This window comes from Pigmentiphaga sp. MLSB6-MA01, assembly GCF_058793475.1.
On sequence record NZ_JBXAFV010000006.1, the window covers coordinates 210,736 to 226,517 of the forward strand.

The 15,782-nt window shown below is 68.3% G+C and carries 15 protein-coding genes; 13 read left to right on the plus strand and 2 right to left on the minus strand.

Annotated features, from left to right (window positions below):
• Nucleotides 1-50: 50 nt before the first annotated feature.
• The 13 genes from AC1Q6E_RS12580 (at nucleotide 51) to AC1Q6E_RS12640 (ending at nucleotide 15,011) form a co-directional block, all read left to right on the plus strand.
• Nucleotides 51-860 (plus strand): TrbG/VirB9 family P-type conjugative transfer protein, encoded by an 810-nt coding sequence (locus AC1Q6E_RS12580; RefSeq protein WP_492572846.1) that lies wholly within the window; start codon nucleotides 51-53, stop codon nucleotides 858-860.
• A gap of 3 nt (nucleotides 861-863) precedes the next feature.
• Complete coding sequence (locus AC1Q6E_RS12585) at nucleotides 864-2,462, plus strand: hypothetical protein (RefSeq protein ID WP_492572847.1); 1,599 nt, start codon at nucleotides 864-866, stop codon at nucleotides 2,460-2,462.
• Nucleotides 2,463-2,468: 6 nt separating this feature from the next.
• On the plus strand, nucleotides 2,469-3,782 hold the full coding sequence (locus tag AC1Q6E_RS12590; protein WP_492572848.1) for a type IV pilus inner membrane component PilO: 1,314 nt from the start codon (nucleotides 2,469-2,471) through the stop codon (nucleotides 3,780-3,782).
• Nucleotides 3,769-4,281 carry a hypothetical protein gene (locus AC1Q6E_RS12595; protein WP_492572849.1) on the plus strand — a complete coding sequence of 171 codons (513 nt, stop codon included), beginning with the start codon at nucleotides 3,769-3,771 and terminating at the stop codon, nucleotides 4,279-4,281. Before AC1Q6E_RS12590 ends, AC1Q6E_RS12595 begins: the two co-directional genes overlap by 14 nt.
• Nucleotides 4,278-6,176: a GspE/PulE family protein gene (locus AC1Q6E_RS12600; protein ID WP_492572850.1), complete on the plus strand. Its 1,899-nt coding sequence runs from the start codon at nucleotides 4,278-4,280 to the stop codon at nucleotides 6,174-6,176. Before AC1Q6E_RS12595 ends, AC1Q6E_RS12600 begins: the two co-directional genes overlap by 4 nt.
• A complete protein-coding gene (locus AC1Q6E_RS12605) occupies nucleotides 6,173-7,276 on the plus strand; it encodes a general secretion pathway protein (protein ID WP_296560315.1) in 1,104 nt (367 codons plus the stop codon). The genes AC1Q6E_RS12600 and AC1Q6E_RS12605 overlap by 4 nt, the downstream gene beginning before the upstream one ends.
• 10 nt (nucleotides 7,277-7,286) lie before the next feature.
• The gene (locus AC1Q6E_RS12610; protein WP_152796354.1) at nucleotides 7,287-7,871 is read left to right on the plus strand and encodes a prepilin-type N-terminal cleavage/methylation domain-containing protein; all 585 of its coding nucleotides are present in this window, start codon (nucleotides 7,287-7,289) and stop codon (nucleotides 7,869-7,871) included.
• An 8-nt stretch (nucleotides 7,872-7,879) separates the two neighbouring features.
• The gene (locus AC1Q6E_RS12615) at nucleotides 7,880-9,445 is read left to right on the plus strand and encodes a hypothetical protein (RefSeq protein ID WP_492572851.1); all 1,566 of its coding nucleotides are present in this window, start codon (nucleotides 7,880-7,882) and stop codon (nucleotides 9,443-9,445) included.
• 10 nt (nucleotides 9,446-9,455) lie between these two features.
• Nucleotides 9,456-10,112 (plus strand): hypothetical protein, encoded by a 657-nt coding sequence (locus tag AC1Q6E_RS12620; RefSeq protein ID WP_492572852.1) that lies wholly within the window; start codon nucleotides 9,456-9,458, stop codon nucleotides 10,110-10,112.
• Nucleotides 10,113-10,200: 88 nt separating this feature from the next.
• Nucleotides 10,201-10,755: a hypothetical protein gene (locus tag AC1Q6E_RS12625; RefSeq protein WP_492572853.1), complete on the plus strand. Its 555-nt coding sequence runs from the start codon at nucleotides 10,201-10,203 to the stop codon at nucleotides 10,753-10,755.
• A gap of 143 nt (nucleotides 10,756-10,898) precedes the next feature.
• Nucleotides 10,899-13,514: an alanine--tRNA ligase gene (alaS, locus tag AC1Q6E_RS12630; RefSeq protein WP_492572854.1), complete on the plus strand. Its 2,616-nt coding sequence runs from the start codon at nucleotides 10,899-10,901 to the stop codon at nucleotides 13,512-13,514.
• A 38-nt stretch (nucleotides 13,515-13,552) separates the two neighbouring features.
• Nucleotides 13,553-13,780: a sulfurtransferase TusA family protein gene (locus tag AC1Q6E_RS12635; protein ID WP_296560334.1), complete on the plus strand. Its 228-nt coding sequence runs from the start codon at nucleotides 13,553-13,555 to the stop codon at nucleotides 13,778-13,780.
• Nucleotides 13,781-13,892: 112 nt separating this feature from the next.
• On the plus strand, nucleotides 13,893-15,011 hold the full coding sequence (locus tag AC1Q6E_RS12640) for an SGNH/GDSL hydrolase family protein (RefSeq protein ID WP_492572855.1): 1,119 nt from the start codon (nucleotides 13,893-13,895) through the stop codon (nucleotides 15,009-15,011).
• Nucleotides 15,012-15,027: 16 nt separating this feature from the next.
• On the opposite strand, the gene AC1Q6E_RS12645 is transcribed toward AC1Q6E_RS12640, so the two are convergent.
• Complete coding sequence (locus AC1Q6E_RS12645) at nucleotides 15,028-15,330, minus strand: addiction module antidote protein (RefSeq protein WP_152796341.1); 303 nt, start codon at nucleotides 15,328-15,330, stop codon at nucleotides 15,028-15,030.
• Nucleotides 15,327-15,635: a type II toxin-antitoxin system RelE/ParE family toxin gene (locus AC1Q6E_RS12650; protein WP_296560327.1), complete on the minus strand. Its 309-nt coding sequence runs from the start codon at nucleotides 15,633-15,635 to the stop codon at nucleotides 15,327-15,329. The genes AC1Q6E_RS12645 and AC1Q6E_RS12650 overlap by 4 nt, the downstream gene beginning before the upstream one ends.
• Nucleotides 15,636-15,782 lie beyond the last annotated feature (147 nt).

The following is a 15,782-nucleotide window of genomic DNA, read 5'->3' on the forward strand; positions in this document are numbered from 1 at the left end:
GATGCATGCCTGGGCGCGGTCTGGCCGCGCCGCCTTGCCAAGGGTCCTCTATGCATCCGTGCCGTATCACCCTCGCCGCCGCGTGGCTCGTCTGCGGAGCCGCCTTCGCGCAAGCCCTGCCGGCGGAGCATGTCGGAAGGGATGGCGCCTTCGATTTCTCCTATCGCATCGTGGGCGACAAACGTGTCGCGCCCGTGCAGGTTTTCGACGATGGGCGGCAGACCTATCTGCAATTCCGTGCCGGGCAGGTGCCGCCCGCCATCTTCAGCGTGGGGGCCCAAGGCGAAAGGCTGGCGCCGGTGGCCTGGCAGGGCGGGTACGCGGTGGTGGCCGGCACGGCCCGCGAGTACCTGCTGCGGATAGGCGAGGTCGTGGCACGAGCGCAGTACCAGGGACACGTTGCCCGGTCCGTGGCCGACGGGTTCAGCCGTGGGGAAGGATATCCGTCCGAACCGGACGAGCCGTCGTTCGCGGCGATGAAGCCGCTCGCGCTTGCTCGAACGCATGCCGCGGCCTCTGGTACGGGACATGTTCCCGCCGTGGATCCCGCTTCCGTCCGCCGCGCTCCGTACGATGCCACGCCGGCCGACCGGACCATGCGCCAGGCCCTGCGCCGCTGGGCCACGGCGGCCGGCTGGACGTTCGAGCCCGAGCACTGGACGGTCGATGTCGACATCCCGCTGGCCGGGTCGGCCAGCCTGGGCGGCGACTTCAAGACGGCCGTGCGCGAACTGCTGGCTTCCACCGAGCTGTCCGTCCATCCCTTGCAGCCGTGCTTCTATTCCAATCGCGTGCTGCGCGTCGTTCCCCATGCCGAGTCGTGCGACCGGACCAGCGCGCCGGCCGGACGCCAGGGGTAGGCCATGGTCAAGGTTCCGCGCTTTCCCGTTGGGGTTGCCGCCCTGGCCCTTCTGGTATCGGGCTGCGGGCAGTTCGCAGCCATGCGCCACATCGACGCCGACGCCGCGCGTGCTTCCGACAACATCGCTGCCGCCCGCATTCCGTTCCAGCAGGCCGTGGCGGGCGAGCGTGAGCGGGTCCGGGCGCAGGAAGTCGGCCGCCCGTGGCTGGCGGGCCGGCCCCAGCCGCTGTCGCGCGAGGTCACGCTGCCCGAGGCGCTCCGGGCATCGGTCGAGACCGCCCTGATGTTCCCCGGCGGCCGGGTCGACCTCTCCACGCTGGGCGAGCAGATCGCGCTGGCGACCGGCATACAGGTACGCGTCCGGCCGGAGGCCCTGCTGCCCCAGGATGCCTTCCTCCCGCGCCTGACCCTGGCCCAGGCGGCGGTTGCGGGGCCGCCGGCCGCCGCCCGGGTCAGCCTGCCGACGGGCCTGCATCCGTTGCCCCGCCTGCTCGACATGGCCGCCAGCCGGCTGGGCGTCCATTGGAAGTACGAGGCCGGTGCCATCGTGTTTTTTCGCACGGATACCCGGGTCTTCAACGTTCGTGCGCTCACGCTGAAGGCTTCCGCGGCGGCCAGCCTGGGGCGCGCGGCGGGCGGTGGCGCCGGCGCCTTCGAAAGCACCTCGTCCACGCGCATCGAGTCCGGCGGCGGCGATGCACTGGGCGCGGTCAAGGCCAAGCTCGAGCCCTTTCTGACCCGTGCCGGCACCCTGGTGGCCAATGGGGATGCCTCCGGGCTTGTCGTCGTCACCGACACGCCCGAGGCGCTGGACCGTGTCGCGGCGTTCCTGGAACGCGAGAACAAGGCCTTGACCCGGCGCGTGCGCCTGATGTTCGAGGAGATCGAACTGGTGGCCAGGAACCAGACCGAGCAGGGCATAGACTGGAACCTGATCTATCGCCGCACGCGGGATGCCGCGCAGGCGGGTTCGCCGGCGTCGCGGGTGTCGGACGTCGCGGGGTCGGGCCTGGGCCTGTCCATCACCGGTGGCCGCTGGGACGGCTCGGCGGTGGTGCTGAAGGCCCTGAGCGAGATCGCCACCATCACCCGCCATACCACGGTGCCGTTGCAGACCCTGAACCGCCGGCCGGTCACGCACGCGGTGCGCACCACGTTCACCTACATCGACCAGGTGCAGGTCACCACCGTGGCGTCGTCGGCGGGAACCTCCACCGCGCCGTCGGTCACGCAGAAGGAAGAAACCGTGGGGTCCTTCCTCACCGTGATCCCCGATGCCCAGGACGACGGCCAGATCCTGCTCACCATCGCCTACGACAACACGGTCGCCCAGCCGCTCAAGACGCTGACCTTCGGCGCCAGCGGCAACCAGGTGCAGTTGCAGCAGAAAACCGTGGACGGCATGGGCACCGTGCAGCAGGTCGAACTGCGGCCCGGGCAGCCCGTGCTGGTGTCGGGTTTCGAACGGTCGCAGGACCAGTACGACAAGCGCCGGCTGGACGACGGGGCGCCGATGTTGCTGGGCGGCTCGGGCAAGACCGCGCGCGAGCGCCGCAATACGGTCGTGCTCATCACGGCGCAGGTCGAGGAAGGCTTCTGATCCGCCATGAACGACTACGTCCTGCTTCGATTCGCCGGCGACGAACGCGTGCTGGTCCTGGGCATGCGCTGGCACACCATCCTGGGCAGCAGGCTGGACCAGCGGGCCCGGAAAAAAGCCAGGGAGGCAAAGGCGTCGCACCTTGCCCACGCGCCGGGCTCGGAGGCCGTCGGCGTGATCCGGCTGAACCGGGCCGACCGTCGCCTGGCGGACCAGCTTCATAGCGGGGCGCTGGCTTTCGCGTCGGACCACAGGCAGGGCGTCGTCGCCTTGCGGGCGGAACTGCCGGACGGGCGCATCTGGGTGGTGGCCGCCCAGGCAGGCAAGGTCCTGACGCACTCCGACCGGGTCCACGACAGCGCCGCCGGCGCCCAGGCCGCCCTGGATGGCCTGATGGCGCATCACGGCGATGAACTCGTCATCCTGGACGCGGGTCCCGGCGATCTTGGCGAGGCGTCGCTGCCGGCCTTGCTGGGCGAGGCCTCGAACGCCTGCCGGCTCCAGCCGTGCGGCTGGAGCATGCCGGCCATTCCCCGGCCGCTGGTCGTCGCGGCCCTGGGCTGCGTCGCGGCATTCCTGCTGCGCAGCGGCTGGGACTGGTATCGCCACGTGGATGCCGGCAACACGTCCGCGCCGCCCGGTGTCGATCCCGAGGCGGCCTGGGCCCAGGTGTACGAAGCCTTCCGCCAGCGGATACGCCTGCATGCCGAAAGCGATGGGCTGGCCATCCTGGGCGCGTTGGCCGAACTGCCCGTCGAGCTTGGCGGATGGGGGCTGTCTTCCGCGCAGTGCTCGCGCGGCATGGAGCGGGGGTGGGCCTGCCGGGCCCGGTACGGCCGGGTCCACCGGCTGGCCACCAACGCCAGTTTTCTCGCGGTGCGCCCGCCGGGCTGGAGCGAGACATGGCAGCCCATGGATGCCGTCGTGGCCCGGTTCGCCGTCGCCGATGGCGGGCAGGCGCTGGAGCCGTCGCGGCTCAGGAGCCGGGCCGAGCACGACGACAAGACCATCACCGCGCTGCAACAGATCCTGCCCCTGATGTCGGGCGCGACGCTGGGGGAAACCGTGTCCGTCAGGCTGGAGCCCCCGCGCGACGGGCACGGGGCCGCCCTGGCCGCGCCGCCGGCGATGCCGGCCGTCTCCGAGCGGCCACTGGCCCTGGAAGGGCCGCTGCGGTCGATGTTCCTGATACCGGGGCTGCTGGCGAACCAGGTCGAATGGCGCGCGGTGTCGCTCACAGTCGATGCCGCCGCCGAACTTTCCTTGAACCGGAGCCGGCTCATGGCTGGCATGTCTGGAGTCCTCTATGCGCGCGACTGAGCGAAACCGGCGGCTCGCCGTGGCCGCGGTGGCCGTCCTGTCCATGTTAGGTGTCCCGGCGAACGCCGCCGAAAACGAGCTGGACACGGTGCGCGAGCTGCTGCGCATCGATACCGCGCGCGCCCTGGCCGCGGAACGCGCCCGTCAGGCGCCCGTTGCCAAGGCCGCTCCTGCCCAGGTCCGCCGTGGCGACCGGGTCGTGCTGACGTCCCTGTACGGATTGAAGGGCGCCTTGAACGCGATCGTGCAGGTCAATGGCGAACCCCGGTTCTATCGCCAGGGCGACGAGCTGCCTCGCGGCGCCACGGACGCGGCTGGCGAATATCGGCTGCAGCGCATCGACGACGGCTGCGTCTACCTGCGCAAGGGGGCCTCGGTGCGGTCGGCCTGCATCCTGCCGTCCACGCCGGGCGCCATGGCGGCGGCGGGGCCGTCCGGCTCGGCCCCCATGCCGGCGATGCCGCCGATATTCGTGCCTCCCTTGGGAGGGCGGCCATGAGTCCGCTCATCTGGGGCAGGTCGGTCGTGACGCTGCTGGCCGGCAACCGCCTGAGCGCGTCGGGCGCGACCCCCGCGTCCCGTCCGGAGGATAGGGAGGATATGTGTCCCGGCGGTGGCCCGGTGTCGCCGGCGCAGGTCGCGCGCCTGGACGGCCGCGACCAGCTCGCCCGGATGACGCCCGCCTTCAAGCGCGTGCTGCGTTCGGGATTCGACGTCGGCAACCTGCTGGACAAGCTCTCTCCCGTCGAGCTGGAGGATGGCCGGGTGGCCCTGTTCACCGTCGATGACTATGCGCGCAGCGAGCAGATCGAGGAGTTCGAACGCATGGTGCGGGCGCGGGGCCGGACCCTGGCCAGTCCCGCGCGCATCGTGGTGCCGGCGACGCTGCTGCTGTCCATCGTGCGCGGACAGATCACGGGGGACACCCTGCGTTCGCGCCGCCGGGTGCTGCTCGATCCGGTCAAGAGCGCCATGGCGTCGGCGTTCCATGACATCGTCGCCTGGGGCGCGCGCCATGGCGCCAGCGACATCCACGTCAACCTGCGGGCGGCCCACCCCGAATCCGAGATCCGCTACACCCTGGGCGGCCGCTACGTGATGCCGGAAAGGTTCCGCGGCATGCAGACCAGCACGCTGCGGGAGGTGCTGGCCGTCGCCTACATGGACATACAGGGTGGCAACGGCGCCGTCTTCGATCCCATGGTCGAGCAGCAGGGCAGCATCCTGCACGACGTGGAGGGGGTGTCGTTCATGTTGCGCTGGGCATCGCTGGCCACCGACGCGGGCGCCTCGGTCACCATGCGGCTGCTGAGGATGGACATGCGCGAGCAGCCGCCGGATTTCGCCCGCCTCGGGTATCTGCCTTCGCAGATCCGGGTCCTTGAGCGCGCGCTGGTCGCCGAAGGCGGCGCGATCGTGCTCGCGGGGGTGGTGGGGTCCGGCAAGTCGACCACCATCGCGTCGATGATGTCCCGGATTCCGCCTACCCGCAAAGTCATCACGCTTGAAGATCCGGTCGAATATCTCATCCCCAACGCGCTCCAGAACAGCGTCAGCCGATCGCTGGATGGCGCGGTGTCCAACGAATTCGACGCCAAGCTCAAGACCATCAAGCGGTCCGCCATGAACGATCTGCTCATAGGCGAGATACGCGATCGTTCCACGGGCAGGGCCTTCATGGATCTCGCCAGTTCGGGCAGCAACCTGTACACCACGACGCACGCGGGCGGCGCGGCGTTGATCCCGGACCGCCTGGCCTCGGATTTCATCGGTGTCTCCCGCAGGCTGCTGGCAACGCCCGGAATCCTGAAGCTGCTTGTCTACCAGACGCTGCTGCCGGCGTTGTGCCGGCACTGTGCCTTGCCGCTGACCGTCCTGTTCGAGCGTGCAGGCACTGCCGCGGGCGCCGGCCAGGGGCCCGATCACTGGCGACGCTACGCCGATCGCCTGCACGCCCTGTATGCGCTGGATATCCTGGCGTTGAGGGTGCGCAACCCGGATGGCTGTCCCGCATGCCGGCAGAGCTCCCTGGCGGAACTGCACGGCTACGCGGGGCGCACCGTCGCCGCCGAGATGATCGACCCTTCCGTCGACGACGGCTTCCTGCGGCTGGTACGCGATGCGGACACGCTGGCGCTGCGCGACTACTTCCGGCTCCAGCGCCGCGGCGCGTTCGACCATGAGGACATGGCCGGCAAGACGGCGATGGAGTGCGCGATCTACAAGGCATCGCAAGGCCTGGTCGATCCGCGCGACATCGAGCCCCGGTTCGTCAGCTTCGAGACCGTCGAGCTGCGCGGGACCCGGGCGCCGCCTGGAACATCCGGACGCCGGCGGCCGCGCAGGCTGGCATCCGGCCGGGTGCCGGCGCCCCTCGGACGTCGCTTCGCATGAGCACGCTTCGCGAACGCGCGCGCGTCGCCTGGTGCGCGGCGCGGTTCCGGGCGGGGCGCGCCGACTACTACGACTATCTTGCCGATGTCATGGAGGCCAGCGGTGGCCGCAAGACGCTGCGCGACATCTTCCTGGACGATGCCCGGCGTTATGCTGGCCACGCGCGGGGCATGCTGTCGGCCCATTGGGCGATGCGCTACCAGAACGCCGGCGGCGATCTCCACGAGACCCTGCGCTCGACCCTGCCGGACGATGACCTGAGCCTGCTTCGGATGGCCCAGCGGGGAGGCGCCGGCGCGCTCGAACAGACCTTGCGCGACGTGGCGGCGGTGACCCGCCTGGCCGACGAGGCCCGGCGCACGCTGGCCGCCACCCTGTCGGCGGCGCTTGCCGCCGTGCTGGTCTCGTTCGGGATGATCGTTGCCGTGCCCTTGTTCACGGTGCCGCGCCTGAAGCGCGCGTTCGGCGCCGTTCCCGATGAGTTCCTGGGCAACCTGACCCGGCGGCTCTATGCCTTTGCCGAGCTCATCCACGGCAACCTGTTCGTGTCCGTGCTGGCATTGGGCCTGGTCGTCTATTTCACCGGCTGGTCCCTGCCCAATCTCACCGGCCGTGTCCGCCGGGTGCTGGACCGGCATTTCATCTGGCGCCTCTATCGGGACCTGCAGGGCATACGTTTCCTGGCTTCGCTGGCGGCCATGGTCAAGCGGCGCGGCAACGTCAGCACCGCGCTGCGCGAAGCCCTGGAACTGCAGGTGGAAGGCGCCAATCCGTGGCGGCGCTGGCACCTGGAAAGGATGATCGCCAACATCGACGACGGCCGGGTGGGCAGCGCCACCTTCGATACCGGCATCGTCGAGCCCGAGACCCTGTGGTTCCTGGATGACCTGATCGCGGCACGCGGCATGGACCGCGCCTTGCAGCAGACACGCGCGCGGCTGGAGGAGCGGTCGCTGCGGCAGGTCGCCAGGAGGGCGCTGGCGGCCCGTTGGGTGCTGCTGCTGGCTGCCGTCGGCGTCGCGTTGTCGCTGGTCTTCTGGCATGTCGGCGTCGTCAACGAGATGCGTTCCGCTTTGACCAACTATTACTCCAGCCGATGAGGTATCACGCATGTTCCGTTTTTTTCACGCCCGTCCTGGCCGCCAGCAGGGTTTCACCCTGGTCGAGGTCGCCATCGTCGCCGCCATCGTCCTGATCGCGGCCATCATCGGCATTCCCGCGATCAATGGCTACATCATCGAGAACAAGGTGCCGGCGGTGGGGCAGGAGCTGCATCGTTTCATCGCGCGGACCAAAGTCTCCGGCCAGGGGCTGGGCAATACACCCTATACGGGCATAGGCATCGTCCAGCTCGCCCACGCCTTGCGCAGCAGCAGCGTCATCACCGTTGCCGGAGCCGGTTCCTCGGCCACGGTCCGGCACGGCCTGGGGGCGACCGACGGTCGTGTCGTGCTCGCCGCCGACACGATCACCACGTCCGGCGACGCTTTCGGACTGACGCTGGACAAGGTCAACGAAGCGGCATGCCCCGCGCTGGCCGCGGTCATGCAACGCGTGTCCGAGCGCATCGTCATCAATGGCGTCACGGTCAAGCAGCCGGGCACCGGTGGCACCGCGGGGGCCTACAACGCCACGGGCGCCGATGCCGCCTGCACCAGCGGCGATACGAATTCCTTTTCGTTCACCGCGCGCTAGGGCATCCCATGTCGCATGCTCAGGCCGCACGCTTGCCGGCCGCCTTCGCGGCGCGCCAATGGGGATGGACCCTGATCGAACTGGCCATCGCCGCCAGCATCGCCATGGTGCTCGCCGTGCTGGCGGGCGGTCGCCTGATCCGGGAGGTGGACGACGCGGCTGCCCAGGCCACGGGCACGTACCTGCTCGCCATCAAGGGCGCCATGGACGGTTATCTGGTCAGGCACTACGACACGTTGGCCGGTGGCGCGGCCGTCGCCGGCGTGGCGCATGCGCTCGCGCCCACGCTGGACGAACTGCGGGTGGCCGGCATGCTGCAGCGTGGATTTCCGGACCGCACGCCGTTCAACCAGAGGGTCGCCATCCGCATCGAGCGCAGCGGCGACTGTCCGGGGACCGCATGCAGGATGGATGCCTTGATTCATACCGCCACGCCGCTGCGCGCGCAGGGGAGGGCCGAACCGGATCCCGGTATCCTGGCGCAGGTCGTCATGGCCAGCGGGGGATACGGTGCCGCGGCGTATCCAGACCAACCGGCCGTGCTGCGTGGCGCGACCTACGCCGTTCCCAATCCGCTGGGCGCGGCGGCGGGAGTCGTGAGCGCCCAGGCGAGCCTGGATACCACCTTGTTCCAGCAGTTCGTGCGCATGCGGGACAGCCGCAACCCTGACCTGCAAGGCGAGCTGGACGTGCGAGGCGCGGTACGGCTGCACGGCTCCCTGGCGTTGCGCGGGGCGGCCGGCGATTGCCTGACGGCGGCCAACACCGGCGTGCTGTCCGTCCAGTGCGCCGGCGTGCTGCAGACCAAGACGGGCCTGTTCCGCGCGGACGATGGCAGCGTCGTCCGGATCGACCCCGCGTCGGGCATCGTCGCCAGCCAGCGCATCCGGGCCGCCGCCGGGCTATCCACGGATAGGGGATCGATCTTCGATGCCGCCGACGCGCAGCCCACACTGCGCGTGACCGCGGGCCAGATGATCGTCGCGACGGGAGCGGGTCTTGCGCTTTCCGTGGCCGGCCGCGACCTCGTCGGGCATGCCGGTGTGTCCGCCGACCGGCTGGGCCTCCGGGAAGTGGCCACGGCCAATACCTCCTGCATGTCCCGGGTGTCGACCGAGGCCGGCGCCAACGCGGAGTTCGCCCGTACTTCCGCGGGCGGACTCCTGGTATGCGCCGGCGGCACGTGGCGCGAGCTCGCCGCCATGGCTGCGGCAGGTACCGCCTGCACGCCCAACGGCGCCTTCGCCACCGATTCCGGCTCGGGTACCGGCCTGGTTTGCCGCCTGGGGGTCTGGATGCGCGCCGACGATCTGCTGTCCAGCTACGTCATGACCGGCAGCCAGATCGTCGCTTCTGGCGAAACGGTGCAGAAACCTGTCTGCGGACGGCTAGGCACCGCCGCCGGCACGCCACTGATCTATCTGTTGCCGCAGATCGAGTCGTCCACGGCCGCGTCGTTCACCCGCAAAGCCGTGGATGCCGGGGCGGGGTGGTTGGTGCAATTGCTGGACTACGACGGGGCGGTGCTTGGTGGTCCGGCCAAGGCCATCGCCCAGGTCTATTGCAAATACTGAAGGAGGCGGAATGAAGCGAATCGTGTTCCTGGGGGCAGGATGCGTCCTGGTCGGGCTGAATGCCGGCGCGCAACCGGCGCCGCCGCAGACGCGGACGCCCTGGGTGGACTCCACGCACATAACGGGGGTGGCGGCGCGGGTGATGCCGGATCGTCCGGTCGCGCCCCCGCCTGATGCCCCCTCGGAGCCACGCGCGCCTGCGACCATCCAAGAGCTGCTTGATCGCATGGCGGGTGCGGAACTCTACTTCCGCGAGGTGTGGGAAGGCCGGAGCGGATCGAACGAACTGCCATCCATGATCCGTGTGGTGGTAGGCAGTCCAGGTGCGGAAGTCCAGGTTCACAACGTGCGGCAGGACAACTGGTACAGGTTGTGCGTGTTGACACCCTGGACCACCCGATGCGAGGTCGGCGAGGGATTTCTCGGCGCTACGCTGGTGTTGGACATAACCCACTATGGGATCAGGGTTTCGGGCGCCTATTGCAGCCCCGGGTACTACGGCGCCGTGTGGGCCTGGGCCCAGTACACCTGGGAAAGCTATAGCGCCGGACACGGGGCCTTTTCGAATCAGAATCGGCATTTGCAGCCGGTGAGCAACGGATACTCGGGCTATTTTTTCCAGAACGGCGGTTTCCAGTCATCCTGCTATCACGAGATGCCGGGCTGAGGCTCCCATGCCGCGGGCCGAGGAACCCGTCGCGCCGGGGCTGTCACTCATGCGCAGGCGTGGATAGCGGTCGTCCTTGGAGAAAACGATGGCAATAGCGGTAATCTCAAGCGGGGCAGGCTATATCGCCACCAATCTTCCCGATCATGTCTATGAGTCAAAGGGCGCGGCGCATACCGCGGCACTGCAATTTGCCAGGGACGGGACGGTCAACACGACTGGGCTGGTTCCGCGCCGCGAGGCGTTGGCGAGGCAACGCTTCGCGAGCGCGCTGGGACGCCAGGAGGCCGGCGAGAGCGGTACTTCCAGGGTCGGCAGGCCGCGCGGCCGCTCAAGGCATACCGGATTCCTGGCTGAACTTCCCGAGGACATCCAGGACGCGGCCCGGCAACTGGCGAAGGAGGACGCGCTGCCGCCAGGCGTATATTTCGAAGCCCTGGGCGGGGACAAGCCGGGCCGCTATCTTTTCAAGAGGGTGACCAAGAACGAGCGCGTCGTCCGGGCTTTCTCCGTGGAAAAATACGAGGCGGAGCAGGCCAGGGCGTTGGCGATCGCGGCAAAACTGCTGTACGAGGAGGAGCATGGCCAGTTATCGCAGCGAAAGCGGATGAAGCCCGCGCCCGCGTTGCCGCCACAGCCTTGAGCGAGCCGCGCGTCCGGCCCCATTTCCCCGATCCGGCCGGCGGAGCGGTCCCTCGACAGTCCCTCTATAATTAGCGATTCGATATCTATCCGGGGATGCAAACGGGTGTAGTTGGCGATTCATCCCCCTACCTGCGTGCAGCGATGAAATCCGCCGAGATCCGTCAGAAATTCCTTCAGTTCTTCGAGTCCAAGGGCCACACCGTGGTGCCGTCCTCGTCGTTGGTGCCTGCCAACGACCCGACCCTGCTCTTCACCAATTCGGGCATGGTCCAGTTCAAGGACGTCTTCCTGGGCAACGAAGTGCGTCCGTACAAGCGCGCAACGTCTTCGCAGCGCAGCGTGCGCGCAGGCGGCAAGCACAATGACCTGGAAAACGTGGGCTATACGGCCCGGCACCACACGTTTTTCGAGATGCTGGGCAATTTCAGCTTCGGCGACTATTTCAAGCGCGACGCCATCCATTACGCCTGGGAACTGCTGACCGCGGTCTACAAGCTGCCCAAGGAAAAGCTGTGGGTCACCGTCTACCAGGAAGACGATGAAGCCTACGGCATCTGGCAGAACGAGATCGGCGTGCCGGTCGAACGCATCGTCCGTATCGGCGACAACAAGGGCGCGCGCTACGCCTCCGACAACTTCTGGCAGATGGCGGACACCGGCCCCTGCGGCCCGTGCTCGGAGATCTTCTACGACCATGGCCCGGAAATCTGGGGCGGCCCGCCGGGATCGCCTGAGGAAGACGGCGATCGTTACATCGAGATCTGGAACCTGGTGTTCATGCAGTTCGACCGCGATGCGGCGGGCACGCTGAACCCGCTGCCCAAGCCCTGCGTGGACACGGGCATGGGCCTGGAGCGCATCGCGGCCGTGCTGCAGCACGTGCACTCGAACTATGAGATCGACCTGTTCCAGAGCCTGATCAAGGCCGCGGCGCGCGAGACCGGCTGTACCGACCTGGCGAACAATTCGCTGAAGGTGATCGCCGACCACATCCGCGCCTGCTCGTTCCTGATCGTGGACGGCGTCATTCCCGGCAACGAAGGCCGCGGCTACGTGCTGCGCCGTATCATCCGCCGCGCGCTGCGCCACGGCTACAAGCTGGGCCAGACCAAGCCGTTCTTCCACCGCATCGTCAAGGACCTGGTGGCCGAGATGGGCGAGGCCTATCCCGAGTTGGCCAGGGCCGAGGCGCGGGTGGAGCAGGTGCTGCGCCAGGAGGAAGAGCGTTTCGGCGAAACGCTGGAGCACGGCATGAAGATCCTGGACGGCGCGCTGGCTGCCCTGAAGCCGGGCGCCGCGCTGGACGGCGAGACGCTGTTCAACCTGTACGATACCTACGGCTTCCCCGTGGACCTGACGGCCGACATCTGCCGCGAGCGCAACCTGGACGTGGACATGGACGGCTTCGAGGCCGCCATGACCCGCCAGCGCGAGCAGGCCCGCGCCGCCGGCAAGTTCAAGATGGCCGCCGGCCTGTCGTACGACGGCGCCAAGACCGTATTCGAGGGTTATACGCACCTGGCCGCGCAAGGCAAGGTCACGGCCCTGTACGTGGACGGCGCGTCGGTGCCGCGCATCGAGGCCGGCCAGGCAGCGGTGGTGGTGCTGGACCGCACGCCGTTCTACGCCGAGTCGGGCGGGCAGGTGGGCGATGCCGGCGTGCTGGTGCAGGGCGCGGTGCGTTTCGATGTGGAAGACACCCTGAAGATCCAGGCCGACGTGTTCGGCCACCATGGCAAGCTGGTGTCCGGTGCGCTGGCGGTGGGCGATACGGTCGATGCCCGGGTGGACGAAGTCCGCCGGGCGCGCACGATGCGCAACCACTCGGCCACCCACCTGATGCACAAGGCATTGCGCCAGGTGCTGGGCGAGCACGTGCAGCAGAAGGGCTCGCTGGTCGACCCGGACAAGACCCGCTTCGACTTCGCGCACGACGCGCCCATGAATGCCGACCAGATCGCGCAGGTGGAAGCCATCGTCAACCGCGAGGTGCTGGCCAATACGCCGGTGCAGGCGCAGTTGATGGCCTATGACGATGCCGTCAAGGGCGGCGCCATGGCGCTGTTCGGCGAAAAATACGGCGACGAGGTGCGGGTGCTGGACATCGGTTTCTCGCGGGAATTGTGCGGAGGCACGCACGTGGGCCGCACCGGCGACATCGGCCTGTTCAAGATCGTGGGCGAGGGCGGCGTGGCCGCCGGCGTGCGCCGGGTCGAGGCCATCACCGGCGACAACAGCCTGTCCTACCTGCAGAACCTGAACGCCACGCTCGCTTCGGCCGCGGGCGCGCTCAAGGTGCAGCCGGGCGACCTGCCGGCGCGCATCGGCCAGGTGCAGGACCAGCTGAAGAGCCTGGAAAAGGAAATCGGCCAGCTCAAGAGCCGGCTGGCCAGCAGCGCCGGCAATGACCTGGCGGCCTCGGCGGTCGAGATCAAGGGTGTGAAGGTGCTGGCCGCCAAGCTGGACGGCGTCGATCCCAAGTCCCTGCGCGAGACCGTGGACCAACTCAAGAACAAGCTGAAATCCGCCGCCATCGTGCTGGCCGCCGTCGACGGCGGCAAGGTCAGCCTGGTGGCCGGCGCCACGGCCGATGTGTCCGGCAAGGTCAAGGCGGGCGAGCTGGTCAATTTCGTGGCCCAGCAGGTGGGCGGCAAGGGCGGCGGCCGGCCGGACATGGCGATGGCCGGCGGCACCGATCCCTCCGGCCTGCCGCAGGCGCTCGCCAGCGTGCGGGGCTGGGTCGAAGGCCGCCTGTGAGCGGCGTGGCGGGAGAAGGCGCAATGAATACCGAACCGGTGGCGTTCGACCTGGAGGTGGATGCCAAGGGACTCAAATGTCCCTTGCCCATCCTGCGCGCGAAAAAGGCGCTGGCGACGCTCGAGAGCGGACAGGTGCTGAAGGTCGTGGCGACCGACAAGGGGTCGGTGCGCGATTTCCAGGCCTTTTCCAAGCAGACTGGCAACGAGCTGCTGGGGCAGACCGACGACGGCGAAGTGTTCGTTCACTACATGAAGCGCCGCTGACGAACCGCTCAGGATTTTCCCTCGCCCGGTGGCACTGAACCTGCCCCCGGGCGGCGTGTCATACCGCAGCCGGCATATGCTGGCGCAATCGTTCTCCCCCAAGGTGATCCCCATGCGGCTACCGTCAATGCGTTGGCTCCTGGTCCTGGCGCTGCTCGTCGTGGGCGGCATGGCGGCAATGGCCTTCCGCGACCGCGCCGCGCGCCCGGTCGTGACCGGGCCGATCAGCGCCATCGTGTCCTTCGGCGACAGCCTGAGCGACGTCGGCACCTATAATCCGGGGGCCTCTCATCCCGATCCCGCCGCGCGCAGCGCGACGGGCCAGCGCTTCACGACCAAGCCCGGGGAAGTCTGGGTGGAAGTGGTGGCCGACGCGCTGGGACTGCCGGTCAGGCCCAACCAGCAGGTCGATTTCGGCCCGCGCGGGCAGGGCGGCCGCATCGTCGACCTGGGTGGCAATGGCTATGCCCAGGGGGGCGCCCATATCGAGGCCGACGCCGAGACGGCTCCGGACGGCGTTCCCGCCGATGGCGGGCTCCAGGGCGAAACCGCCGTTTCCATCAAGTCCCAGATCGACCGCTACCTGGCCGCGCACAACGGTTTCGACGGCACGGAACTGGTGCTGGTGCAGGGCGGCGGCAACGATTTCCTCGATGCCTTCCAGGCCCTGGGGGAAACCGAGCCCGAGCCCGCTTCCGACGCCGACGACCGGATGGAGGCGCTGGTCCGGGCCAAGGCGGCCGCCATGGTGGCGCAGCTCAAGCGGCTGGCCGCGGCCGGGGCCAAGCGCATCGTCTACGTCAACCTTCCGGACCTGGGCATGCTGCCCTTCATCCGCAACACCGAACTGGAAGACCTCGCCACCGACGTGTCCGAGGGCTACAACGAACTCGTGGCCGCGGGGCTGGCGAGGACCGGCGTGCAGGTGTTCGACCTGGCCAGCCTGATCGACGATGCCGTCGACGACCCCGCCGCGGTGGGCCTGACCGTGACCGACAAACCCGCCTGTACCAGCTACGACACGTCGCAGGGCGAGGTGGACGCGCTGCTGTGCACCCCCGCCACGCTGGTGGAGCCGGATGCCGACCAGCATTATTTGTTCGCGGACTCCATGCATCCGACCACGGCCGGGCACCGGCTATGGGGAGAGAAGGTGGCGGCCTTTATCCATGATCGCTTCGGAGCGGTGGTCAAGCCGGTCCGTGTGGCCAGGAATACGACGGCTCGCTAAGCCTGGGCCGGACGTATCACAAGGTCTTGGCTGCGATAGTGAAAGTGACGCCCAGCGAGTCCATGACCTTGCGCAGGGTGAGGTAATGTGGATTAGCTCCAGGGGCTAGCGCCTTATACAGGCTTTGTCTGCCCAATCCCGTCTTGCGCGCAATGTCGCTCATGCCGCGCGCACGCGCCACGGCTGCCAGCGCGGCAAGAAAGACGTCGGGGTTTGGGTCGCCGGCCGCTTCCGCGAGAAAGCAGGCGATGCTTGCTTCGTCTCGCAGGAATTCAGCCGGATCAAATTCGGCGATAGTCGTTCTAGCCGGCGCTGTCATGCGTGTCGCTCCCGCTTCAAGTCCCGCCAGATGGCTCTGGCGAGTTCGATATCGTGTTTCTGCGTGCTTTTGGTGCCCGCACAGAGCAGGACATAGACTTCGGCTCCTTCCCGCGCGATGTAGAGCCGATAGCCTGGGCCGATATGCAGGCGGAGTTCGTGGATACCTCCGCTGATGGAGCGCACGTCGCCGAAGAGCCCGTGCTGGACGCGCACGAGCCGCATCAGGATGGCGCCACGGTCACTTGGGCTTTTCAGCCAGTGCAGCCATTCTGCGAACTGGCTCGTCCTCTTGATTATCAACATGCCAAGTGTCTCTTTGCGGAGACAGTTTGTCAAGCATGCTGGAATCTTTCAATCATCAGCGTGGCCGTTTTGTCATAGTCCGGCCCCGGCGCGGGCGGGGACCGGAGGCAAAAGAACGGCCCCCGAAGGGGCCGTGCTTGCAGATCA